General features: G+C 46.8%; 14 protein-coding genes and 1 riboswitch. Of the genes, 7 read left to right on the top strand and 7 right to left on the bottom strand.

The window, feature by feature from the left end:
* Position 1: 1 nt before the first annotated feature.
* Both EP073_RS03865 and EP073_RS03860 read right to left on the bottom strand, forming a co-directional pair.
* Positions 2–922, bottom strand: a complete 921-nt coding sequence (locus EP073_RS03865) for a tetratricopeptide repeat protein (RefSeq protein WP_128465858.1) — start codon at positions 920–922, stop codon at positions 2–4.
* Positions 923–931: 9 nt separating this feature from the next.
* On the bottom strand, positions 932–2236 hold the full coding sequence (locus EP073_RS03860) for a cytochrome c3 family protein (protein ID WP_241654046.1): 1305 nt from the start codon (positions 2234–2236) through the stop codon (positions 932–934).
* A gap of 343 nt (positions 2237–2579) precedes the next feature.
* Here EP073_RS03860 and EP073_RS03855 point away from each other — a divergent pair, with 343 nt between their 5' ends.
* Positions 2580–3866 carry a 4Fe-4S dicluster domain-containing protein gene (locus tag EP073_RS03855; RefSeq protein WP_128465856.1) on the top strand — a complete coding sequence of 429 codons (1287 nt, stop codon included), beginning with the start codon at positions 2580–2582 and terminating at the stop codon, positions 3864–3866.
* Between the two features lie 15 nt (positions 3867–3881).
* On the opposite strand, the gene EP073_RS03850 is transcribed toward EP073_RS03855, so the two are convergent.
* On the bottom strand, positions 3882–4946 hold the full coding sequence (locus EP073_RS03850; RefSeq protein WP_128465855.1) for a radical SAM protein: 1065 nt from the start codon (positions 4944–4946) through the stop codon (positions 3882–3884).
* A 21-nt stretch (positions 4947–4967) separates the two neighbouring features.
* Positions 4968–5420, bottom strand: a complete 453-nt coding sequence (locus EP073_RS03845) for a PqqD family protein (RefSeq protein ID WP_128465854.1) — start codon at positions 5418–5420, stop codon at positions 4968–4970.
* A gap of 232 nt (positions 5421–5652) precedes the next feature.
* A riboswitch (ZMP/ZTP riboswitch) is annotated at positions 5653–5742 on the top strand.
* A gap of 48 nt (positions 5743–5790) precedes the next feature.
* Here EP073_RS03845 and EP073_RS03840 point away from each other — a divergent pair.
* Positions 5791–7032, top strand: coding sequence for a serine hydroxymethyltransferase (locus EP073_RS03840; protein ID WP_128465853.1), 1242 nt, complete (start codon positions 5791–5793; stop codon positions 7030–7032).
* 266 nt (positions 7033–7298) lie between these two features.
* A complete protein-coding gene (gene rbr, locus EP073_RS03835; RefSeq protein ID WP_128465852.1) occupies positions 7299–7895 on the top strand; it encodes a rubrerythrin in 597 nt (198 codons plus the stop codon).
* Between the two features lie 322 nt (positions 7896–8217).
* Here rbr and EP073_RS03830 read toward each other — a convergent pair whose 3' ends face one another.
* The 3 genes from EP073_RS03830 to trhA all read right to left on the bottom strand — a co-directional run bounded on the left by EP073_RS03830 (position 8218) and on the right by trhA (position 11588).
* The gene (locus tag EP073_RS03830; RefSeq protein WP_128465851.1) at positions 8218–10095 is read right to left on the bottom strand and encodes an Lcl domain-containing protein; all 1878 of its coding nucleotides are present in this window, start codon (positions 10093–10095) and stop codon (positions 8218–8220) included.
* 451 nt (positions 10096–10546) lie between these two features.
* Complete coding sequence (locus EP073_RS03825; protein ID WP_128465850.1) at positions 10547–10747, bottom strand: cold-shock protein; 201 nt, start codon at positions 10745–10747, stop codon at positions 10547–10549.
* A 196-nt stretch (positions 10748–10943) separates the two neighbouring features.
* Positions 10944–11588 (bottom strand): PAQR family membrane homeostasis protein TrhA, encoded by a 645-nt coding sequence (trhA, locus tag EP073_RS03820; protein ID WP_128465849.1) that lies wholly within the window; start codon positions 11586–11588, stop codon positions 10944–10946.
* A gap of 331 nt (positions 11589–11919) precedes the next feature.
* Here trhA and EP073_RS03815 point away from each other — a divergent pair, with 331 nt between their 5' ends.
* The 4 genes from EP073_RS03815 (at position 11920) to EP073_RS03800 (ending at position 17273) form a co-directional block, all read left to right on the top strand.
* On the top strand, positions 11920–13167 hold the full coding sequence (locus EP073_RS03815; RefSeq protein ID WP_128465848.1) for an EAL and HDOD domain-containing protein: 1248 nt from the start codon (positions 11920–11922) through the stop codon (positions 13165–13167).
* Positions 13168–13389: 222 nt separating this feature from the next.
* Entirely contained in the window at positions 13390–15312 is a 1923-nt protein-coding gene (locus EP073_RS03810) for a methyl-accepting chemotaxis protein (RefSeq protein WP_164885263.1), read from the top strand.
* Positions 15313–15315: 3 nt separating this feature from the next.
* Positions 15316–16986, top strand: a complete 1671-nt coding sequence (locus EP073_RS03805; RefSeq protein ID WP_128465846.1) for a response regulator — start codon at positions 15316–15318, stop codon at positions 16984–16986.
* The gene (locus tag EP073_RS03800; RefSeq protein WP_128465845.1) at positions 16977–17273 is read left to right on the top strand and encodes a hypothetical protein; all 297 of its coding nucleotides are present in this window, start codon (positions 16977–16979) and stop codon (positions 17271–17273) included. The genes EP073_RS03805 and EP073_RS03800 overlap by 10 nt, the downstream gene beginning before the upstream one ends.
* Positions 17274–17334: the final 61 nt, after the last annotated feature.

Below are 17334 nucleotides of genomic sequence, written 5' to 3'. Positions count from 1 at the left end.
CTTAAAAATCGATCACTATCTCACAGCAGCGATTAAAGTAATCCGCCGCTTCCTTGTACATATCTTTTTCGTAGTATATTTTTGCCAGAGCGTAGTAGACACGCTCTTTGCGGGGGTAAATATCCTTCACTGATTCAAGCTCGCTTAAAGCCTCTTCATAGTTTTTTGTCTGCATGTAGGCATAGCCGAGAAGAAACCTGACCTCCGGAACCGTGCTCTTGATGCCTTTCAGAATCTCCAGAGCTCCGCCGTATTCCTTAAGCATGAAATATGCCTCCGCCAGTCTTGTCTTCTCCGTATCGCTCAGAGCTGCGGGGTCAATCTCGGCAAGGCGTTTGCGGGCATCCTCAGTCTGCCCGCTCTTTATCATATTTTTAGCGAAGTTTATTTCCGGCAGTTTGCTGACAGTTTTGTCAACACCCTGCACATTGGTAATCTTCTGGTACTCAGCCTCAGAGATCTTTCCCTGCTTCAGCTCAATGAACTTCTCAAGCTTAGCCCTGTACTGCCCTTCAAAGCCGAGACCATGGATAATTTTGTTGTCACCGTCCAGCACAAGGGTCACCGGAAGCGTAAATATCCCCCATGAGTCGGTCATTTTAACGGTATCAGCAGCATATATAACATTTTTCACTGGTTTCAGCGTTTCATCAACACCCAGCTCCACGGCAACGCACACAACATCGCTCTTTTCACAGAACTGCTTGAACTCCTCAAAGGTGTTTTTGCTGAGCCTCTTATCCCCTTTCCAGAGGAGAAGAACCTTCAATGGCGCCTTATCCTCTTTATCAGTATAAGCTTTTGAAGAATAGGCAAATTTCTTCATATCCACCCTGTCTCCCTCTTTAATCTCTTTCAGAGGGAAGGCGAATGCGGCGAAGCTCATAAAAACTGCGGCAAGCGCAAGTGCGGTTTTTCTCATAAAGCCTCCTTAGGGATTCTGAAACTCATTCACCCTGTCGTATGTTTTCGGTTTATGGCAGCCCACTACGCAGGTTCCGCCGTTTTCGTTACGGGTAAATTTAATGGGAAGCTCCCATCCGCCGGAGCCGAAAGGCACACTGTTTCTTATGTGGAGCGGCTGGTTGGATGCGTGCACCTCATGGCATGCCTTGCAGCTTCTGCCCTTGCCGGGAATCATAACATGCAGATAATGCAGGTTCTGTTCGCCGTTGCGGAAGCCTGTTCCGTCCGTCGTGGCTGATTCGAGGTTGCCCGTGTCGTGGCATTCGTAGCATATTTTGTACATGCCTTCCGTGTACTGGTTGTAGAATGTTTTAGGAAAGTGCTCATACAGAATGAACGGATTGCCTGAACCGTGCACATTGTGGCAGGCGTTGCAGCCGTCAAACTCAACCGGAGCGTGAATATACTGCGAATGTTCTATCCTGCTGCCCAGATCCTGATGGCATTCAAAGCAGATCTGCTTGGTGTCCGAACGGAGGAGCTGACCGAAGTCGGAGGCGTGGGGGTTGTGGCATTCGCCGCAGCTTCCGTCCTCAACGGGCTGGTGTTTAAACTGCGCCGTCAGGATATTCTCCTTAAAGGCAGGATCCATGTCGCCGTGGCAGGTGAGGCAGAGAGTCTTCTCATCAGTCGCCTTCAGGTGGAACTTGGCGTCCGAGTTGTGGGGATCGTGGCACTGGGTGCAGTCATCCGCAACGGGAGCATGCACACTAACCTTTGACAAATCAGCCTTTTTATCCGAGTGGCATATGAAGCATAGTTCATTCTTTTCGGCTTTAAGCTGGTACTGATGATCGGAGGAGTGCGGATCATGGCATGAGGCACATTCTCCGGCACCAACCGGACCGTGGAGGAATTTCTTGCTCATTTTATCATTTTCATGGCACTGAAAGCATGTTTCAGATTCGGTAGCGGTAATCAGCAGAAATTTGTTCGTTCCGCCGTGGGGGTTGTGGCATGCCGTGCAGTCCCCCCCTTCGACAGGAGCGTGCACAAACTTTTTGTCCCCTTTTTCATCATGGCAGACAAGGCACACCGGACCCTCCTCAGCGGGAGATGAAAACTCCTTAAATTGAGTTGGCTCGTCTATATGCTGCTCATAGTCATCCATTATGTGGCATGTTGTGCATTCATCAGCCTCGACCGGAGCGTGGAGCACCTCATATTGTTTTATGTCCGCATGACACTGAGCGGTGACGCATGTCTCCGCATTTGCCTGAAATACGGAAATACAGACAATTCCCGCAAGCAATAATAATTTCTTAATCACGTTTGACCTCCTGCTCATCCCTCATAACATATCTCTCTTCATAATTTCCCCGAACATCATAATGTGATAACCATATAAAATCAACGTTCTAATTAAACGGTTCCCTGCATTTAAACGGCAGTCTATATCATTTGTATTATGAATGTTTGTTACAAACAAACATTAGCCTGCATTTCATTTATCCATTTAATGTTAAAGAGTTCCGCCGTTCGGTCTCCGCACTGAGGCAAAGATCCCTGTTTTCAAAATACTTTATGAATACGCTCCTGATTACGCCGCTTCTGTTCAAGTCGTTTCTATTTATGAAATTTCTGTTATAATTAAACTTAAGGAGGGCAGAGCAATGGCACATCTAACAGCAAGAAACGGCTTCAGAGAGCTGGCAGACAGGCTGAACCGCTTTCCGCAGGGAGCACCCTTAAGCGAAAATCTTTTTAAAATCCTCTCTGTCCTCATGAGTGAAGAGGACGCGCGTTATCTGGCGCAGATACCCATAAAACCCTTCACTGCAAAGCAGGCGGCTGAAATCTGGAAAATTTCCGAAACCGAGGCAAGGAAAAAGCTGGACTCCTTCGCAGATAAAGTCCTGATCCTTGACATGGAAACAGACGGGCAGACCCACTATGTTCTGCCGCCGCCGATGGCGGGCTTCTTCGAGTTTTCCATGATGCGCACCAGAGGCGACATAGACCAGCAATATCTCAGCGAGCTGTTTTATCAGTACATTACAGTCGAGGAAGACTTCATAAAATCTCTCTTTGTCAGAGGTGAAACCCAGCTCGGACGGGTTTTTGTAAACGAAAGCGCCCTCAGTGAAGAAAGCAGCATGCACATACTGGACTATGAGAAGGCAAGCGAAGTTATAAAAACAGCAGAACACATGGGCGTAAGCATGTGCTACTGCCGCCACAAGATGGAGCATATGGGCACTGCATGCGGTGCGCCGATGGACATATGTATGACTTTCGGCACGGTTGCGGACTCGCTGATCCGCCACGGATATGCCCGCAGGGTGGACGGGAAAGAGGGGACGGATCTCCTTCATCAGGCATACGAAAGCAATCTTGTCCAGTTCGGCGAAAATGTCAAAAAAGAAGTCTGCTTCATCTGTAACTGCTGCGGATGCTGCTGCGAAGCGATGATAGCCGCCCGCAGGTTCGGCATAATGAACCCTGTGCACACATCAAACTACATTCCCGAAATAGATGAACACGCCTGCACGGGCTGCGGAAAATGTGCCGAGGTCTGCCCTGTGGAGGCTCTGGGAATGGTTTCGGCAAATGATCCGCATAAACCAAGAAAGAAAAAAGTTAAGCTTGACAGCGATGTCTGTCTCGGCTGCGGCGTATGCGTCCGTGTATGCCCTGCTAAGGCAATCTCCATGGAATACAGAGGCAAACGGATAATCACGCCGGAAAACTCTGTGCACAAGGCAGTGATGATGGCTATCGAACGCGGCGGGCTGGAGCACCTTATATTCGACAACCGTGCCCTCTTTTCCCATAGAGCAATGGCGGCTGTTCTCGGCGCAATCCTCAAGCTGCCGCCCGTAAAGCAGGCAATGGCAAGCGAGCAGATCAAATCCCGCTATTTCGGAAGGCTTGCGGAAAAGCTGAGAGAGAGAGGATGACAGCCCTTAGAACTTTTACAGCAGCTTAATTCCGGACAATGCGGCAATCTCATGGGTATACTGACAGATGTACTCATCAATATAATCATGCTCCCTGTTGTGCAGTTTCCCCACTGCCGGACAGGTCGGGCAGATATTTTTAATTTTACATTCACTGCACCGCTTATTAGGGCTGGCTTTTGTTTCTCGTAAATCTGTCAAACGTTTCCAGACGGATGAAAAGCTTTCTTCTTTCAAACACCCCGCTCTGTTTCTGTAAATCGAGCACATGCTGAGATTTGCTTCATTATCTATGTGGAAGCTGTACTTACCGGCAGAACATGGAAACAGGTAACCTTCGGTTTCAAAAGGAAGTCTGTTGTGAGAGTTACTTTCTCTGAGCTGCTCACGCATGGCAGGATCTTTCATGACCACAGAAGCCGCCTTATCCGCGGGAACACGGTGACTGACAGAGGAGCAGTCACCGCTGAGAGCAGGATGTATCACCGCATCCATTCTGAAACTGAAACCGTTTTCTTTTGCCAACTGTTCGATTTTGTCTATTTCTTCTACATTCTCAGTTAATAAAGGTGTTTTCAGCACAATACGGGATACAGCCTTGAGACTGTGCAGTCTGCTGAGCAAGGAGTTAATATCCTGAGCGCTGCCCGTAATTATCCTTTGTGTCTGCTCGGATAATGAGTAAATTGACACTTCAATATTCTCCGGCGGAGCCTGCTTAAGCACACTGATTTTTTTATCAATCAGCATTGAGCCGTTGGTAAACAGGGAGAGCCTGAGTCCGATGCTGTGCGCATAAATCCACATCTCATCAAAAGCTTCATGAATAAGCGGTTCTCCTCCTGTGACAAGCAGCCAGATACAGCCGTTTTGCCTTAACTGATCCGCAATGCGCATGAAGAGAACAGGATTCATTGATGATTTTTCCTGATCTGCGTAACAGTGGATACACCCGAAATTACATTTGGATGTAATTTCAATCTCTCCCTGTATCGGTACTTTTTTTTCTGCGGCATGAGTTAAAAGTATGTTCTCATACTCCCCGTCGGGGTACTCAATGGCATAAGTTTTTTTATCCATAACAGCCCGTCTTTATATCTGTCAGCAGCAGCCGCCGTGCCATGATTTGGTGATCGCTCTGTGGGTGTATGTACGCCCCTTTATATGAGGACCGAAAGGAACCTCTTCATCTGTCTTCAAATCGTATATATATATTTTCGGGGGTCTGTAGCTTTCTCTTTCGCTTCTGGCAGCGGCGGTTTTCAGACCATCAAACGAAATAGGCACTGCGTCGATCATCTCCAGATAAACAAGGGATTCAAGAAAAATCCTCACATCACGAATCACATCTTTCTGTGAAACGTCGTATTTAAGTTCAATTTTCTCAACCAAATCCACCAATGTAATTGCAGGCGATGATTCCATTATTTTCCAGATAAATGCCGCAACATTGTTGAATATCAAGACCTTGTCGTCCCCTAAACTGTCCAGCTTCACCACAATGTCGCCGACCTCATAGGAAACTGCTTTTTTGGTAACGGTTAACCGAGTCATAACTGCCTCCTTATTCCTCGTCTTAATCTGTTCATGAACCTGACCTGTGATTGTGATAATATACCGAACTTGAATATGTCCGCCAAGCTACACCGTATGTAATATATTAACATCAAATTCAGAGAAAAAAATATTCTCACAAAAAAAAGTATGACTTTATTCTGAATATAAGTGAAGAATCTCTGAGCAGTAAATTTGGGTTTGACATCCGCTCTTAAATATCCTATTTAATACTCGTCCGTGCAACTGACGCAGATTAAGGGGGATCACCCCCGGGAAGTACGGAACTATATGCTTAAAGTCGTGCGTCTGGGCTGTTCTTGGAACTGTTCGGGCGTTTTTTTTCGCCCGTATGTATGGGAGGATTTTAATGCAGAATCTCAAAAACTTTGACCCCGCCGTTTATGATCTCATCATCAAGGAAGAACAGAGGCAGATAGACAAAATACGTCTTATAGCTTCCGAAAACTACGTTACCCGTGCAGTGCTTGAGGCTTCGGGAACTGTTCTCACAAACAAATACTCCGAAGGCTACCCGGGCAAACGCTACTATGAGGGTCAGCAGTTCATCGACCCCATTGAGGAAATTGCCATCGAAAGAGCGAAAGAGCTCTTCGGCGCCGACCACGCAAATGTTCAGCCCTACTCCGGCTCACCCGCCAACCTTGCGGTATACCTCGCCTTCGTGAAACCCGGCGAAACCGTAATGGGTATGGCTCTTCCCCACGGCGGACACCTCACACACGGCTCCCCCGTGAGCATCACAGGCAAGTATTTCAATATAGTTTCCTACGAGCTTGATCAGGAAACGGGACTCCTCAACTACGACACCATCAGAAAACTCGCTCTTGAAAGCAAGCCCAAAATGATAATAGCCGGTCACTCCGCATACCCCCGCCAGCTTGACTTCAAAAAATTCCGTGAAATAGCGGACGAAGTCGGCGCTATCCTCTTTGTGGATATGGCTCACTTCGCGGGTCTCGTGGCGGCGGGCGCACACCCCAGCCCTGTCCCCTATGCGGATGTTGTCACCACAACGACCCATAAAACGCTCAGAGGACCCAGAGGCGGCATGATCCTCTGTAAAGAGCAGCACAAAGCGGCTATTGACAAGGCAGTTTTCCCCGGAATACAGGGCGGACCCCACAACCACACAACAGCCGCCATCGCAGTTGCTCTGAAAGAGGCTATGACCCCCGAATTTAAGGAATATGGTCACCAGATAGTCAAAAACGCAAAAATAATGGCTGAGACACTCCTCGCAAAGGGATTTCAGCTTGTTACAGGCGGAACGGACAACCACCTTCTGCTTATAGACCTCACGAACAAAAACATCACGGGGAAACAGGCGGCTAAAGCCCTTGATGAGGCAGGCATAGTCCTCAACTGCAACTCTGTTCCCTATGACAAGAGAAAGCCCTTCGACCCAAGCGGAATCAGACTCGGTCTCGCAGCGGTTACTTCCAGAGGGTTTAAGGAAGAAGAAACGAGAAAAACTGCTGAGTTCATCAGCGCAGTCATAGATAACTGGGATAACGCCGAATTCCTCGCCAAAACGGCGCAGGATGTCAAGGAGCTGTGCAGCAAGTTCCCCCCACCGGGACTTGACTGAGAATAATTACAACCTTCTTGCTTTATACCGCTGCCCGCCCGGGGTCTCCTCCGGGCGGGATCATTTCGCGCTATAGTAGACTTTTCCTTTAAACAGCATACAAATAAAACATCCTTTATTATTTGCTCAGTTTTCCATATTTTCTGCTTGACTTAATAAAATTTATTAATTAATATTTTTTATCGGCTAATTTTACGATTATGCTTTTTTCAGAGCTATAATTGAAGTAATATGTAATGAACAAAAAATAATAGGAGGCAGACAAAATGTCAAAAACACTTAAAGGAACAGAGACCCTTGAAAACCTTATGAAAGCTTTTGCCGGCGAATCTCAGGCAAGAGGCAGATACACTATGTACGCATCTCAGGCGAGAAAAGACGGCTTCCGCCAGATCGAGAACATTTTCCTTGAAACAGCGGACAATGAAAGAGTACACGCAAAAAGATTCTTTGACTACGCTCTTGAAGGGCTGGGTGACGCCTCTCCCCTCATGGTAAACGTCAATGCGGATTATCCTGTCTGTTTTAGAACCACAAAAGACAACCTGCTCTACGCCGCAGACGGCGAACATGAGGAGTGGGAAATCCTATACCCCAAATTCGCTCAGATCGCTAAAGAAGAGGGCTTCCCTCAGGTTTCCGCTCTCTTCACACGCATTGCGGCTATTGAGGCTCACCACGAAAACAGATACCGCAAACTCGCTGACAGCCTCGCAAACGGCATGATATTCAAGAAAGACGTTACGGTTAAATGGAAATGTCTTGTATGCGGACACATTCACGAAGGCTTTGAAGCTCCCGGCGTATGCCCTGCATGTGCACACAAACAGGAACACTTTGAACTTCTGGTTGAAAACTTCTAATTAATGATCGTAATTTCCATCCGTGGAAATTACTTAAACCGCTCGCGCCGTGCAGGCACGTCTTCGCTTCGCACGGCGCATTCCCTTCCATGGGAATGTTTACGCCTCAATTCTTACGATAACCACAATGATGTTCCCTCCATTAAGCTTAAAACGTCATTGCGAACCCGCAAAGGGTGAAGCAATCTCTATATATACTTAAAGACTGCCACGTCGCTTTGCTCCTCGCAGTGACGAAACTATAATGTCTTGTCTTTATGTTCCCGTAAGTAAGGATTAGATAAGAAAACGTTCCCCCTAAACAGGGGGAACCTGATAAAAATTAATTTATACTGCGCACACAGCGGGTATAGCCGCTGCCGGACTTTGCTTTGCTCCCCACAATGCCGTAGTCAAAATATACAGTCCATGCGTAGGGAAGACCGAAGGCATCGCTGGTTGAAGTCCAGTAGTGAACGCTGGAACCGCTGTCTTCTACTATTGTATTCTGAAAAACAGAACTGACTGCCGGATTATACGCTGTATAGTCCACAATTGAGTTCAGTTCGGTCACATTGGGCAGACGCCAGTCATCATAGCCGCCAAGCTCCGAAGCCTCACAGTAGCTTATGGCTCCTGTCCAGTTCCTTGCGTCTGTTGCAGATTCCTCGTCATCCTGCCACATCAGTCCGTGCAGTGTATCTGTAACTATCTTATCAGTGTCGTTCCGGTTAAAGCTCTCTGTCGGAAGAGTATCTCCACGGACGCAGCGGGCGTACCCATCAGCTGTTTTTGCACTGAAATAAACCCCGCCTGTGTAGAAAAGCACACCCCAAGCATATGAGCTGTCGTCCGCTACATCATTATAACTCCAATATAAGGTAAAATATCCTGTCGCCTTGAACAGGAAAGTGTCATCTATCGCCTGACCGTATCTGCTGTAATCAATTATGGTTGTCTGCTCACTTCTGTACGGCAGTCTCCAGTCATTATGACCGCCGGTGGTGATTCCGTCGCAGTAGGTTTCTGCATCTGCCCGATTCACTGTTCCGCTGAGAGCGTCATCCTGCCACGTCAGTCCTGTTACACCGTCCGTCACTATGCCGTTATCTCTGCTGTAGGCTATTGCTGCACCCTTCTGGTAATAACCGTCATCCTTTATACTGCCGTCAGTAACCTCTGTTCCGCTGCTGTCGTAGCTTTTTATCTGCCCTGTTTTTTTAAGAGGCAGAAAAACACTTATGTCAAAAGCATCCAATGAGTCCGTGCCGCCGTTGCCGTCGGAAACGGAAATCACTATGCCGCTGTAAGTGCCGGTATCCGCATTGGAGGGTGTGCCTGTCAGCGCTCCCGTCGTCGTGCTGAAATTTGCCCATGAGGGTTTGTTTTCTATGCTGAAAGTCAGCGTATCGCTGTCGGCATCGTTAGCGGCGGGAACAAAATTGTAAGCCGACCCAGCGGTTACTGATGTCAGCGCTGTTCCGCCTACGATCGGCGGAGTGTTTGCCTGATTCACCGTTATGCTGAAAGAGTTGATAAAATCGAAACCGCCTCTCCCGTCAGTCACGGTTATCACTATACCCTCCAAAACTCCGGCATTGTCCGGAGTTCCAGTCAGAGCGCCCGTTTCATTATCGAACAATGCCCAGTCCGGCTTATTAATTATATGAAAAGTCAGCGTATCTCCGTCGGCATCAAAAGAGATGGGAATAAAGCTGTAATAAGTGCCGGTCGTAATGCCGGTTACCGGGGTTCCGCTTATCTGCGGAGGAATATTGCCTATATTCTGACCGCTTGAATTATGCTGCGTTCCAGAGAAAAAACCAGTTTGACTGTCTGTTCTTGCCCACTCTCCAGTAAAATTGCCCGAACTGAAATTAAAAATAAAACTGAGTTCAATATAAATATCCGAGGGCGAATTCAATGTCCTTCTGATAAAAGCGTTTGCATCCGATCCCGCTGTGCCTGTTACAGCCGCGCCTCCGCCTTCATCAACTGTGCCAGTAAGAATATAAGAGTAAAGATTGTCTTCCGCCAACCCGCTGATGTCACCGTTTTTATCAACAGCCATACTCCATGCTCCCGAGACGGAAGCATTTGAGTAAACCCCTGTATAATAACCCTGATATGCCGATGAGTCATCTTTGGAACTGCTGCCGTTTCCGCCGCAGCCGACAGCCAAAATTAATACCGCAAGAATAATAAAGTGCAGCCCTTTCATATACCACCTCTCCAATTAAGAGAAACCACGTAATCACTGAGATAATTTATCATGATTTTCATTAACATCACACTGATTTTTTGAGCACTTGCTTCAATAATCAGCCGCATACAGCGCATTTATGGGTAAAATCAATTATTATATAAACAGTTTTCAGGGAAAGGCATAAAAAAATTATTCTGGGATCGGCAGAATGACAATAAAGTCATTTTATGAAAAAAAGTTCGTGAAGGATATGTCAAAGCTAAGCGCTTCGGTTTTCAAAAGGAGAGTGTTCTACTACAAAATCAGTTTGCTTCTTTCACAAAGGAAAGGGTTAGGAGTGATTAAAATAAGCATACCGGAGAAGATTTTCGGAGTTATTATCAGTCTATGGAGATAAAAAAATGCAAAAAGAAAGCCCGTCCGGAAAACCGGACGGGCTTAATATTCTGTTATTGTTTCCTAAAGCTTACGCAGTAACAACGTTAACAGCGGCAAGACCTTTGGGAGTTTTTTCAACATCGAATTTAACTCTTTCGCCTTCTTCAAGGGTTTTGAAGCCTGCTTTAGCGATTGCGCTTACGTGTACGAAAATGTCGTCACCGTCATCTTTGGCTATGAAGCCGTAGCCCTTAGTCTCATTGAACCATTTTACAGTTCCTTCTTGCATGAATAGTCTCCTGTTAAAAGTAGTAAAAGAACTACAGTTTTGAAACTTCCAGTTCAACTTGCCTTAGATAATCGGTGATTATGCTCGACTCGTACTCGTCTGGTAACTAAACTGTACTCTTTGCTCTAATTTTATAATACCCTAATTTGCAAAAAAAAGAATCTTTTTTTTACGATTTTAGAAAATAATTTTAAAGCTAAAGGTTGAGGATGTATAAAAGCATTACCATAAAATGACTGAAACTTCCAGCAAGAACAAAGATATGCCAGATTTCATGGAAGCCGAAAACACCGGGCCACGGGTTAGGTTTTTTCAGTGCGTAGATCACCGCACCCATGCTGTAAAGCACTCCGCCTGCGGCAAGCCATATGACTCCGCCGGTGGGAATGTTCTTCACAATGGGGTAGATAGCCACTATGCTTATCCAGCCCATGGCGAGATATATGCTTGTCGAAAGAAATCTCGGCGCATGGATATAGAAGAGCTTAAAGAAGATTCCCACTACCGCGAAGCCCCACACTATACCGAAAATTGTCCATCCCCAGCCTCCCCTGAGCGGCACAAGGCAGAAAGGAGTATAGGTTCCGGCTATCATCATAAAGATCATCACGTGATCTATTTTTTTAAGGATGCGTGTTCCCCGCTCATTCAGCGGGATGAGGTGATATGCGGCGCTGGCAGCGTAGAGGAGTATCATCGCAGAGCCGTAAACAGAAAAAGACACTATGTGCCAAGCTGTTGCGTTCATGGCGGCGAGTGCCACAAGAACACTCAGAGCGGCAACGGACATCAATGCCCCGACCAGATGAGAAAAACCGCTTACAGGATCTTTTACCCTCATAGAAATCTCCTTTTATAAATGAATAGGACATACGGGCACAAACTGCAATACTTAAGTTTGTCAACTTCTTGTTAAAACGATTATTATTTAAAAATATAATAATCGTCAGCTCATAAATGGGCGCAATTCTTACCGGAATCATCCGAATTATATTATTGATAAACAGTCAACTTTGTTGCTATAATCCATTGTGATAAATGCTCAAAAGCCTGCCGAAAGCGGATATAACAAAAACCTGCATAATATTTTATCAAAAAATTAAATTCACCTTTCGGTATTTGTTACGGAGACTATATTTTTACTCATAAAACACAAGCTAAGGATACTGTTGATGAATTATGAAGAACTTATACTGGGTCGTCAGCCTATTCTCACCAGAGACGGCTTCACGCACGGCTATGAGCTGCTGTTCCGCAATCCCGGTGAATCTTCAGCCGTTATAGCGGATAATACAAGCGCCACGGCAAGAGTTCTGGTGAATATGGTGCAGAACTTCGGTCTTGAAAAGCTCCTCGGCGGGAAAGACGGATTTATTAACATAAATGAAAATATCCTCATGCAGGATATACTTGACGTCCTTCCTCCGGAAAATCTCGTATTTGAGATAATAGAAAATACAGTGGTTTCCAAGGCACTGATAGAGAGAATCAGGAAATACAGGGAAAAGGGCTACCGCTTCGCTCTGGATGATCTGTTTTTTTCAGATGAATATATGCTTATGTTCACCCCTCTTTTTCCGCTGACAGACTATATCAAGGTTGACTTCACCCTCTCAAGCGACAATGACATACGCTACAAAACCCGGGAACTCAAAAAATATCCGGCAAAGCTTCTGGCAGAGAAAGTCGAAACTCAGGAAAGCTACACTATGGCGCTGGACGCCGGATTCGAGCTTTTTCAGGGCTATTATTTCGCCCGTCCCAACATCATTTCCAAATCCGCCATTGAACCGTCCAAACTGTCGATACTGAAGCTGCTCAACCTGTTGGGCAGTGACAGCACGCTGGATAAAATAGAAACCGAGTTTAAACTTCAGCCGGAATTCAGTCTGAAGCTGCTGAAGATGATCAATTCCTCATCATTCTTCATACGCTCCGAAGTGCGCTCCATACGCCACGCCATAAGCCTTCTCGGCAGGCAGCAGCTCCAGAAGTGGCTGATAATCATGCTTTACGCCTCAAAGAACAAGGAGAACAGGCGAAGCCCGCTGCTGGAGACTGTTCTTCTTCGGGCAAGAGCCATGGAGCTCCTCGCCGCCAGAGTATACGGAGAAAACTCAGGAATAGCCGGAGACGCCTATTTCACAGGACTAATATCCATGCTGGACGCAATTTTCGGCATATCCGCCTCAGAGCTTATGAGTTCGCTGAATATTGAAGGAACAATAAAGGACGCCATAGAAAAAAGAGAAGGCAGACTGGGCAGGCTGCTCAGACTGATAGAAACGTCGGACGACCGCTCGGCAGCCGTCAACAGAGAACTTCTGGCAGAGTTCAGATTAACTGTCAATGAGGTGAGTGAAATAAAATACGCCAGCTTTGAGTGGATGGCGGAACAGCAGGTGCTTCAGGGCAGTTAATGTTTAATGAAAACTTATGTGCGTTTATGAACATCAACGTTCATAAAAAGGTGTTATACAGTTGTCCCGATTAGCTTTAAATAATTTTTATTATGATATTTCAACTCAGTTACACACTTGACACGGATCGCGCATAAAGTTATTCTGGAATTGTTAAATTTTTTGTCTGAACAGTTTGAAGCTTTCTTTTGATATATTGTTTGAATGTGTGGGGGTTTTATTATGCCTAAAGTCAGAAAGCTGTCCCTTTTTATGAAATTCCTCATTCCGCTTGCAGGAATTGTAACAATGGCGGCGATAGTCTATTCCGTTTACTCTATAATAGGACTGAATAAAGTAAAAGAAGACGTAATGAATGCCAAGGTTGTGGAGATCGGGCGTTTTCTTGAGCATACTGCGGAATCCGCCTCGGAAACAGTCCTCACAAATGCGGTTGTACTCTCTACAAACTCCGAAATAATGAACTCTCTCAGCATGAGCGACAGGGAGTACGCCGGAGAATATATAGGGAAAATACATTACCGTTTGGAAAATAACAGAAACTTCGATGGAATAAAAATCCTGATCACTGACGAAGGAAACAGCCCGTTTGCTCATGCGGGCTTTAACGAAGGCGCGCCCGAAGCCGGTTACGTCCTGAAAAGGACTGAACAGTCGAAGTCGCCTTTCAGCGGCTTTGAGGAGTCAGTGGAAGGAGTCTGTATCAAGGGCGCAGCCCCCATAACCGATAACTCGGGAAAATATGTTGGCTCGCTTCAGCTTTCCGTAAACGCCGACTTAATAGCGGAAGAAATGAAGGCGGACATGGGCGTGTCCACACTGATCCTGCTGAACTCCTCAAACACTAAAGGGGAAAAGCTGGGCAGCTACACTGTCGCCTACAGCGGCGATTCCGCCCTTGCATCTGAGCTTCAGAAAAAAGAATTTTCCGTAGGGGAATCATACACAACGACAGACACGTACTTTGTAATCACAAAGGAAATAAAAAACGACGGCGACAGCGCATTGGGCTATTTTGTCGCCGCTGTTCCCCTTAAGGACATACAGCAGGCAATAGCCGGAGCGAAAAAGGTTTCATCGCAGCAGTTTTTCTACACCATAGTCTGGTTCCTGTTCATAGCGTCCGTGGTGATTGTGATCCTCTTCATAGCGATTATTAAGCCCCTGAAAGAGGTAATAGCCACAACGGAAGACTTAGCCGTGGGCGACGGCGACCTCACCAGAAGAGTAAACTACAAAAGCGGGGATGAGTTTGAGCTTGTCTCCGACAACATTGACGCCTTCATAGAGAAAGTGCAGAATACAGTGGTGACCTCTCTGGACAACGCCAACGAAACCGCCAGCGCCAGTGAGGAGCTTTCCTCCACCTCCGAATCCCTGTACAGCAACATTCAGGAAATGACCAGCCTAGCGGAGGAGAACAGCCACATCGTAAACAACATAGCCTCCAACCTTGATAAAACAGAGGAGCTCGCCATCAGCACAACGGAAGTTCTGGAAGACAGCCGGAACATGCTGAATAAATTCGTCACAAACCTGAACAACGTGGTAAGCACCATAATCACGGAAAGCGCGCGTCAGGCATCTCTGGCAAAAGATATGGAAAACCTCACAGAACAGGCGGCGCAGATCCGTCAGGTTCTCTCAATAATCAGTGACATAGCCGACCAGACAAACCTTCTTGCCCTTAACGCGTCCATAGAAGCGGCAAGGGCGGGTGAACACGGGCGCGGCTTCGCTGTTGTGGCGGATGAGGTACGCAAACTTGCGGAGCGCACCCAGACATCCCTTGTGGAGATCAATCGGATAATCGGCATGATAACCAGCGGCGTTGAAAACTCAAACAGACAGATAAGCGATATATCCGAAAAGATAGTGACCGTCGCCGATGATTCCAAGGAGCTGATCGGAGAGGCAAACGCCACAGGCAGCAAGCTGGGCGACACTGTGGCAGTATCCTCAGAGGTGGTGAAAATGAACACGATCATCGCCACAAAAACCAAGGAAATGATAGAGATAGTACATAGACTCACCGCTCTTTCCACCGAAAACAAATACTCCGGTGAAAATGTTGAGGAGGTCGCAAGGATGCTTTCGGAAAAATCCGGCGGTCTGCTTGCGGTTCTGAAAAGATTCAAGGTTTAATAAATGACTCTGGGGGGTCTGCTCGGTAAGCTTAATGTTCTGGTGGTAGAGGACAACTCCGTCAACAGGCGGACTATGGAACTGGTTCTGGAACCGATGGTGGGCAGGGTTTTCACCGCCGCCGACGGCATAGAAGGGCTTGAGCTGTTCCGCCGCCGTGAGATAGACGTGGTCTTCACTGACCATGACATGCCGCAGATGACAGGGCTGGAGCTCGCTAGGGAAATCCTTGAGGAAAAGCCCGATACCCCTGTGGTTCTGGTTACCGGGCATAATGAGAGCGATGTGGTAATAAGCGCCCTAAACAGCGGCATAACCCACTTTCTGCCGAAGCCCATAACAAGAAAAACCATCCGCCGCGCTCTGGAAGACTCTTTTCAGAAGGTGCTTGTAAAAAAGCTTGAGAATGAGAGTCGGAGGAAGGATATTGAACTCCTCCGCTTTCAGGAGCGTTATCACTCCCTTCAGGAAAAGAACGCCTTTGAAAAACAGCTGAACCTGATCAAAAACGACTTTCAGGGCATGATGCAGGAAAACGCCGGCAAGCCGTACTTCATAAATACCTTCTACAAGCCGCTGGACACCCTCAGCGGCGACGGATATTCGATCAGAAGACTCTCCGACGGAAGCATATTCGTTTTCCTCATTGATTCCATGGGCAAAGGAATCTCAGCCTCCGTAACCACCTTCATGAGCATAGCCTTCATTAACCACATAATAGACCGCTTTAACGAACGCAAAGGCTCCGGTCTCTCCACCCTCATTGGCAGGTATCTTGAGTACATCAGGAAGGTTCTCCTTGAGGAGGAGATCGTAAGCTGCGCCTTTCTCCGCATAAGCGAAGGGTTTGAGGAGATGGAATACGCCCTCTTCTCCGTACCCTCCCTTTCCTTTTCCATGCCCGAGGGGCTGCGCAAAATAAAAAGCAACAACCCGCCTCTCATGTCCTCCACGGAAAGCTTCAATATAGGCAGAGAAAACATAACAGGGATGCTCTCTCTGGCTGTTTTCACTGACGGACTTCTGGAAAATACATTCATAAGCACTGCGGAACACAAGGAAATGCTGTATGATCTCATAAAGGACAACCCGCCCTTTATGCACATGCGTACATTTCTGGAGAGTACGGTTACCGACTATGAGGACGATATAACGTTTATATACATCAATTCCTCCGTCGGGGGCTATGCGGAGGAAAGATCAGTGTATCCCGGCTTCCATGATGTTATGATCTATATTAACAGCGTGGAGGAGACTCTTAAGAGAAGCGGGCTCTCGGACGATGACGCAGCGTCTATGACGGGTGTTCTAACCGAGCTTGTAATGAACGCTTTTGAGCACGGCTGCCTTGAGATTGAACTTGAGGAGAAGACAAGGCTCATAACGGAAGGAGTGTACGACGAGTGTCTCAAAAAGGCGAAGCCCGCACCGGATAAATTCATAAAAGTAAGAACACGTGTGGAGAACAGAGGCGGTTCACTTGTTTTCTGCGCTGAAATCAGCGACAACGGACGCGGTTTTGATTTCCGTAAAAAACGCAGACTGAAAAAATCCTTCTTCGGCGGAAACGGAATAAAAATGGTGACCTCGGCAGTGGATGATATTTACTTTAATGAAAAAGGGAATAAAGTTAGAATCTATAAAACAATCCGCGGAGAATGCGCATGGAAATAAACGTTCACGACAGACAGATCGAAATCAAGGGCAACATAAAGACTCTGGAAAACTACATGACCATAAAGGATACCGTTCAGTCCTTGGTGGACAGAGGCGCAGACAGCATAAGCTTCATAATAGCGGACTCCCTGTCCATGACCTCCTCCGTTATCGGCTATCTCATGAAGCTCGTAAACGTGGACAGAATCCACATCAGTATGTACGTCGGCGATGACAGGCTCATTGATCTCATGGAAGAGCTGAGCCTTATGCAGATTTTCGGAGTGAAGAAACTCAGAGGATGAGCTTTCTGACATTTTTCTGAAATACGGCTGAGCTTCCGCTGACATATTCCGTGCATAATCT

Origin of the sequence: Geovibrio thiophilus (assembly GCF_004087915.1) — a bacterium.
In the GTDB taxonomy this organism is placed as follows: Bacteria; Chrysiogenota; Deferribacteres; order Deferribacterales; family Geovibrionaceae; genus Geovibrio; species Geovibrio thiophilus.
This window is presented reverse-complemented; position numbering and strand designations above follow the sequence as displayed.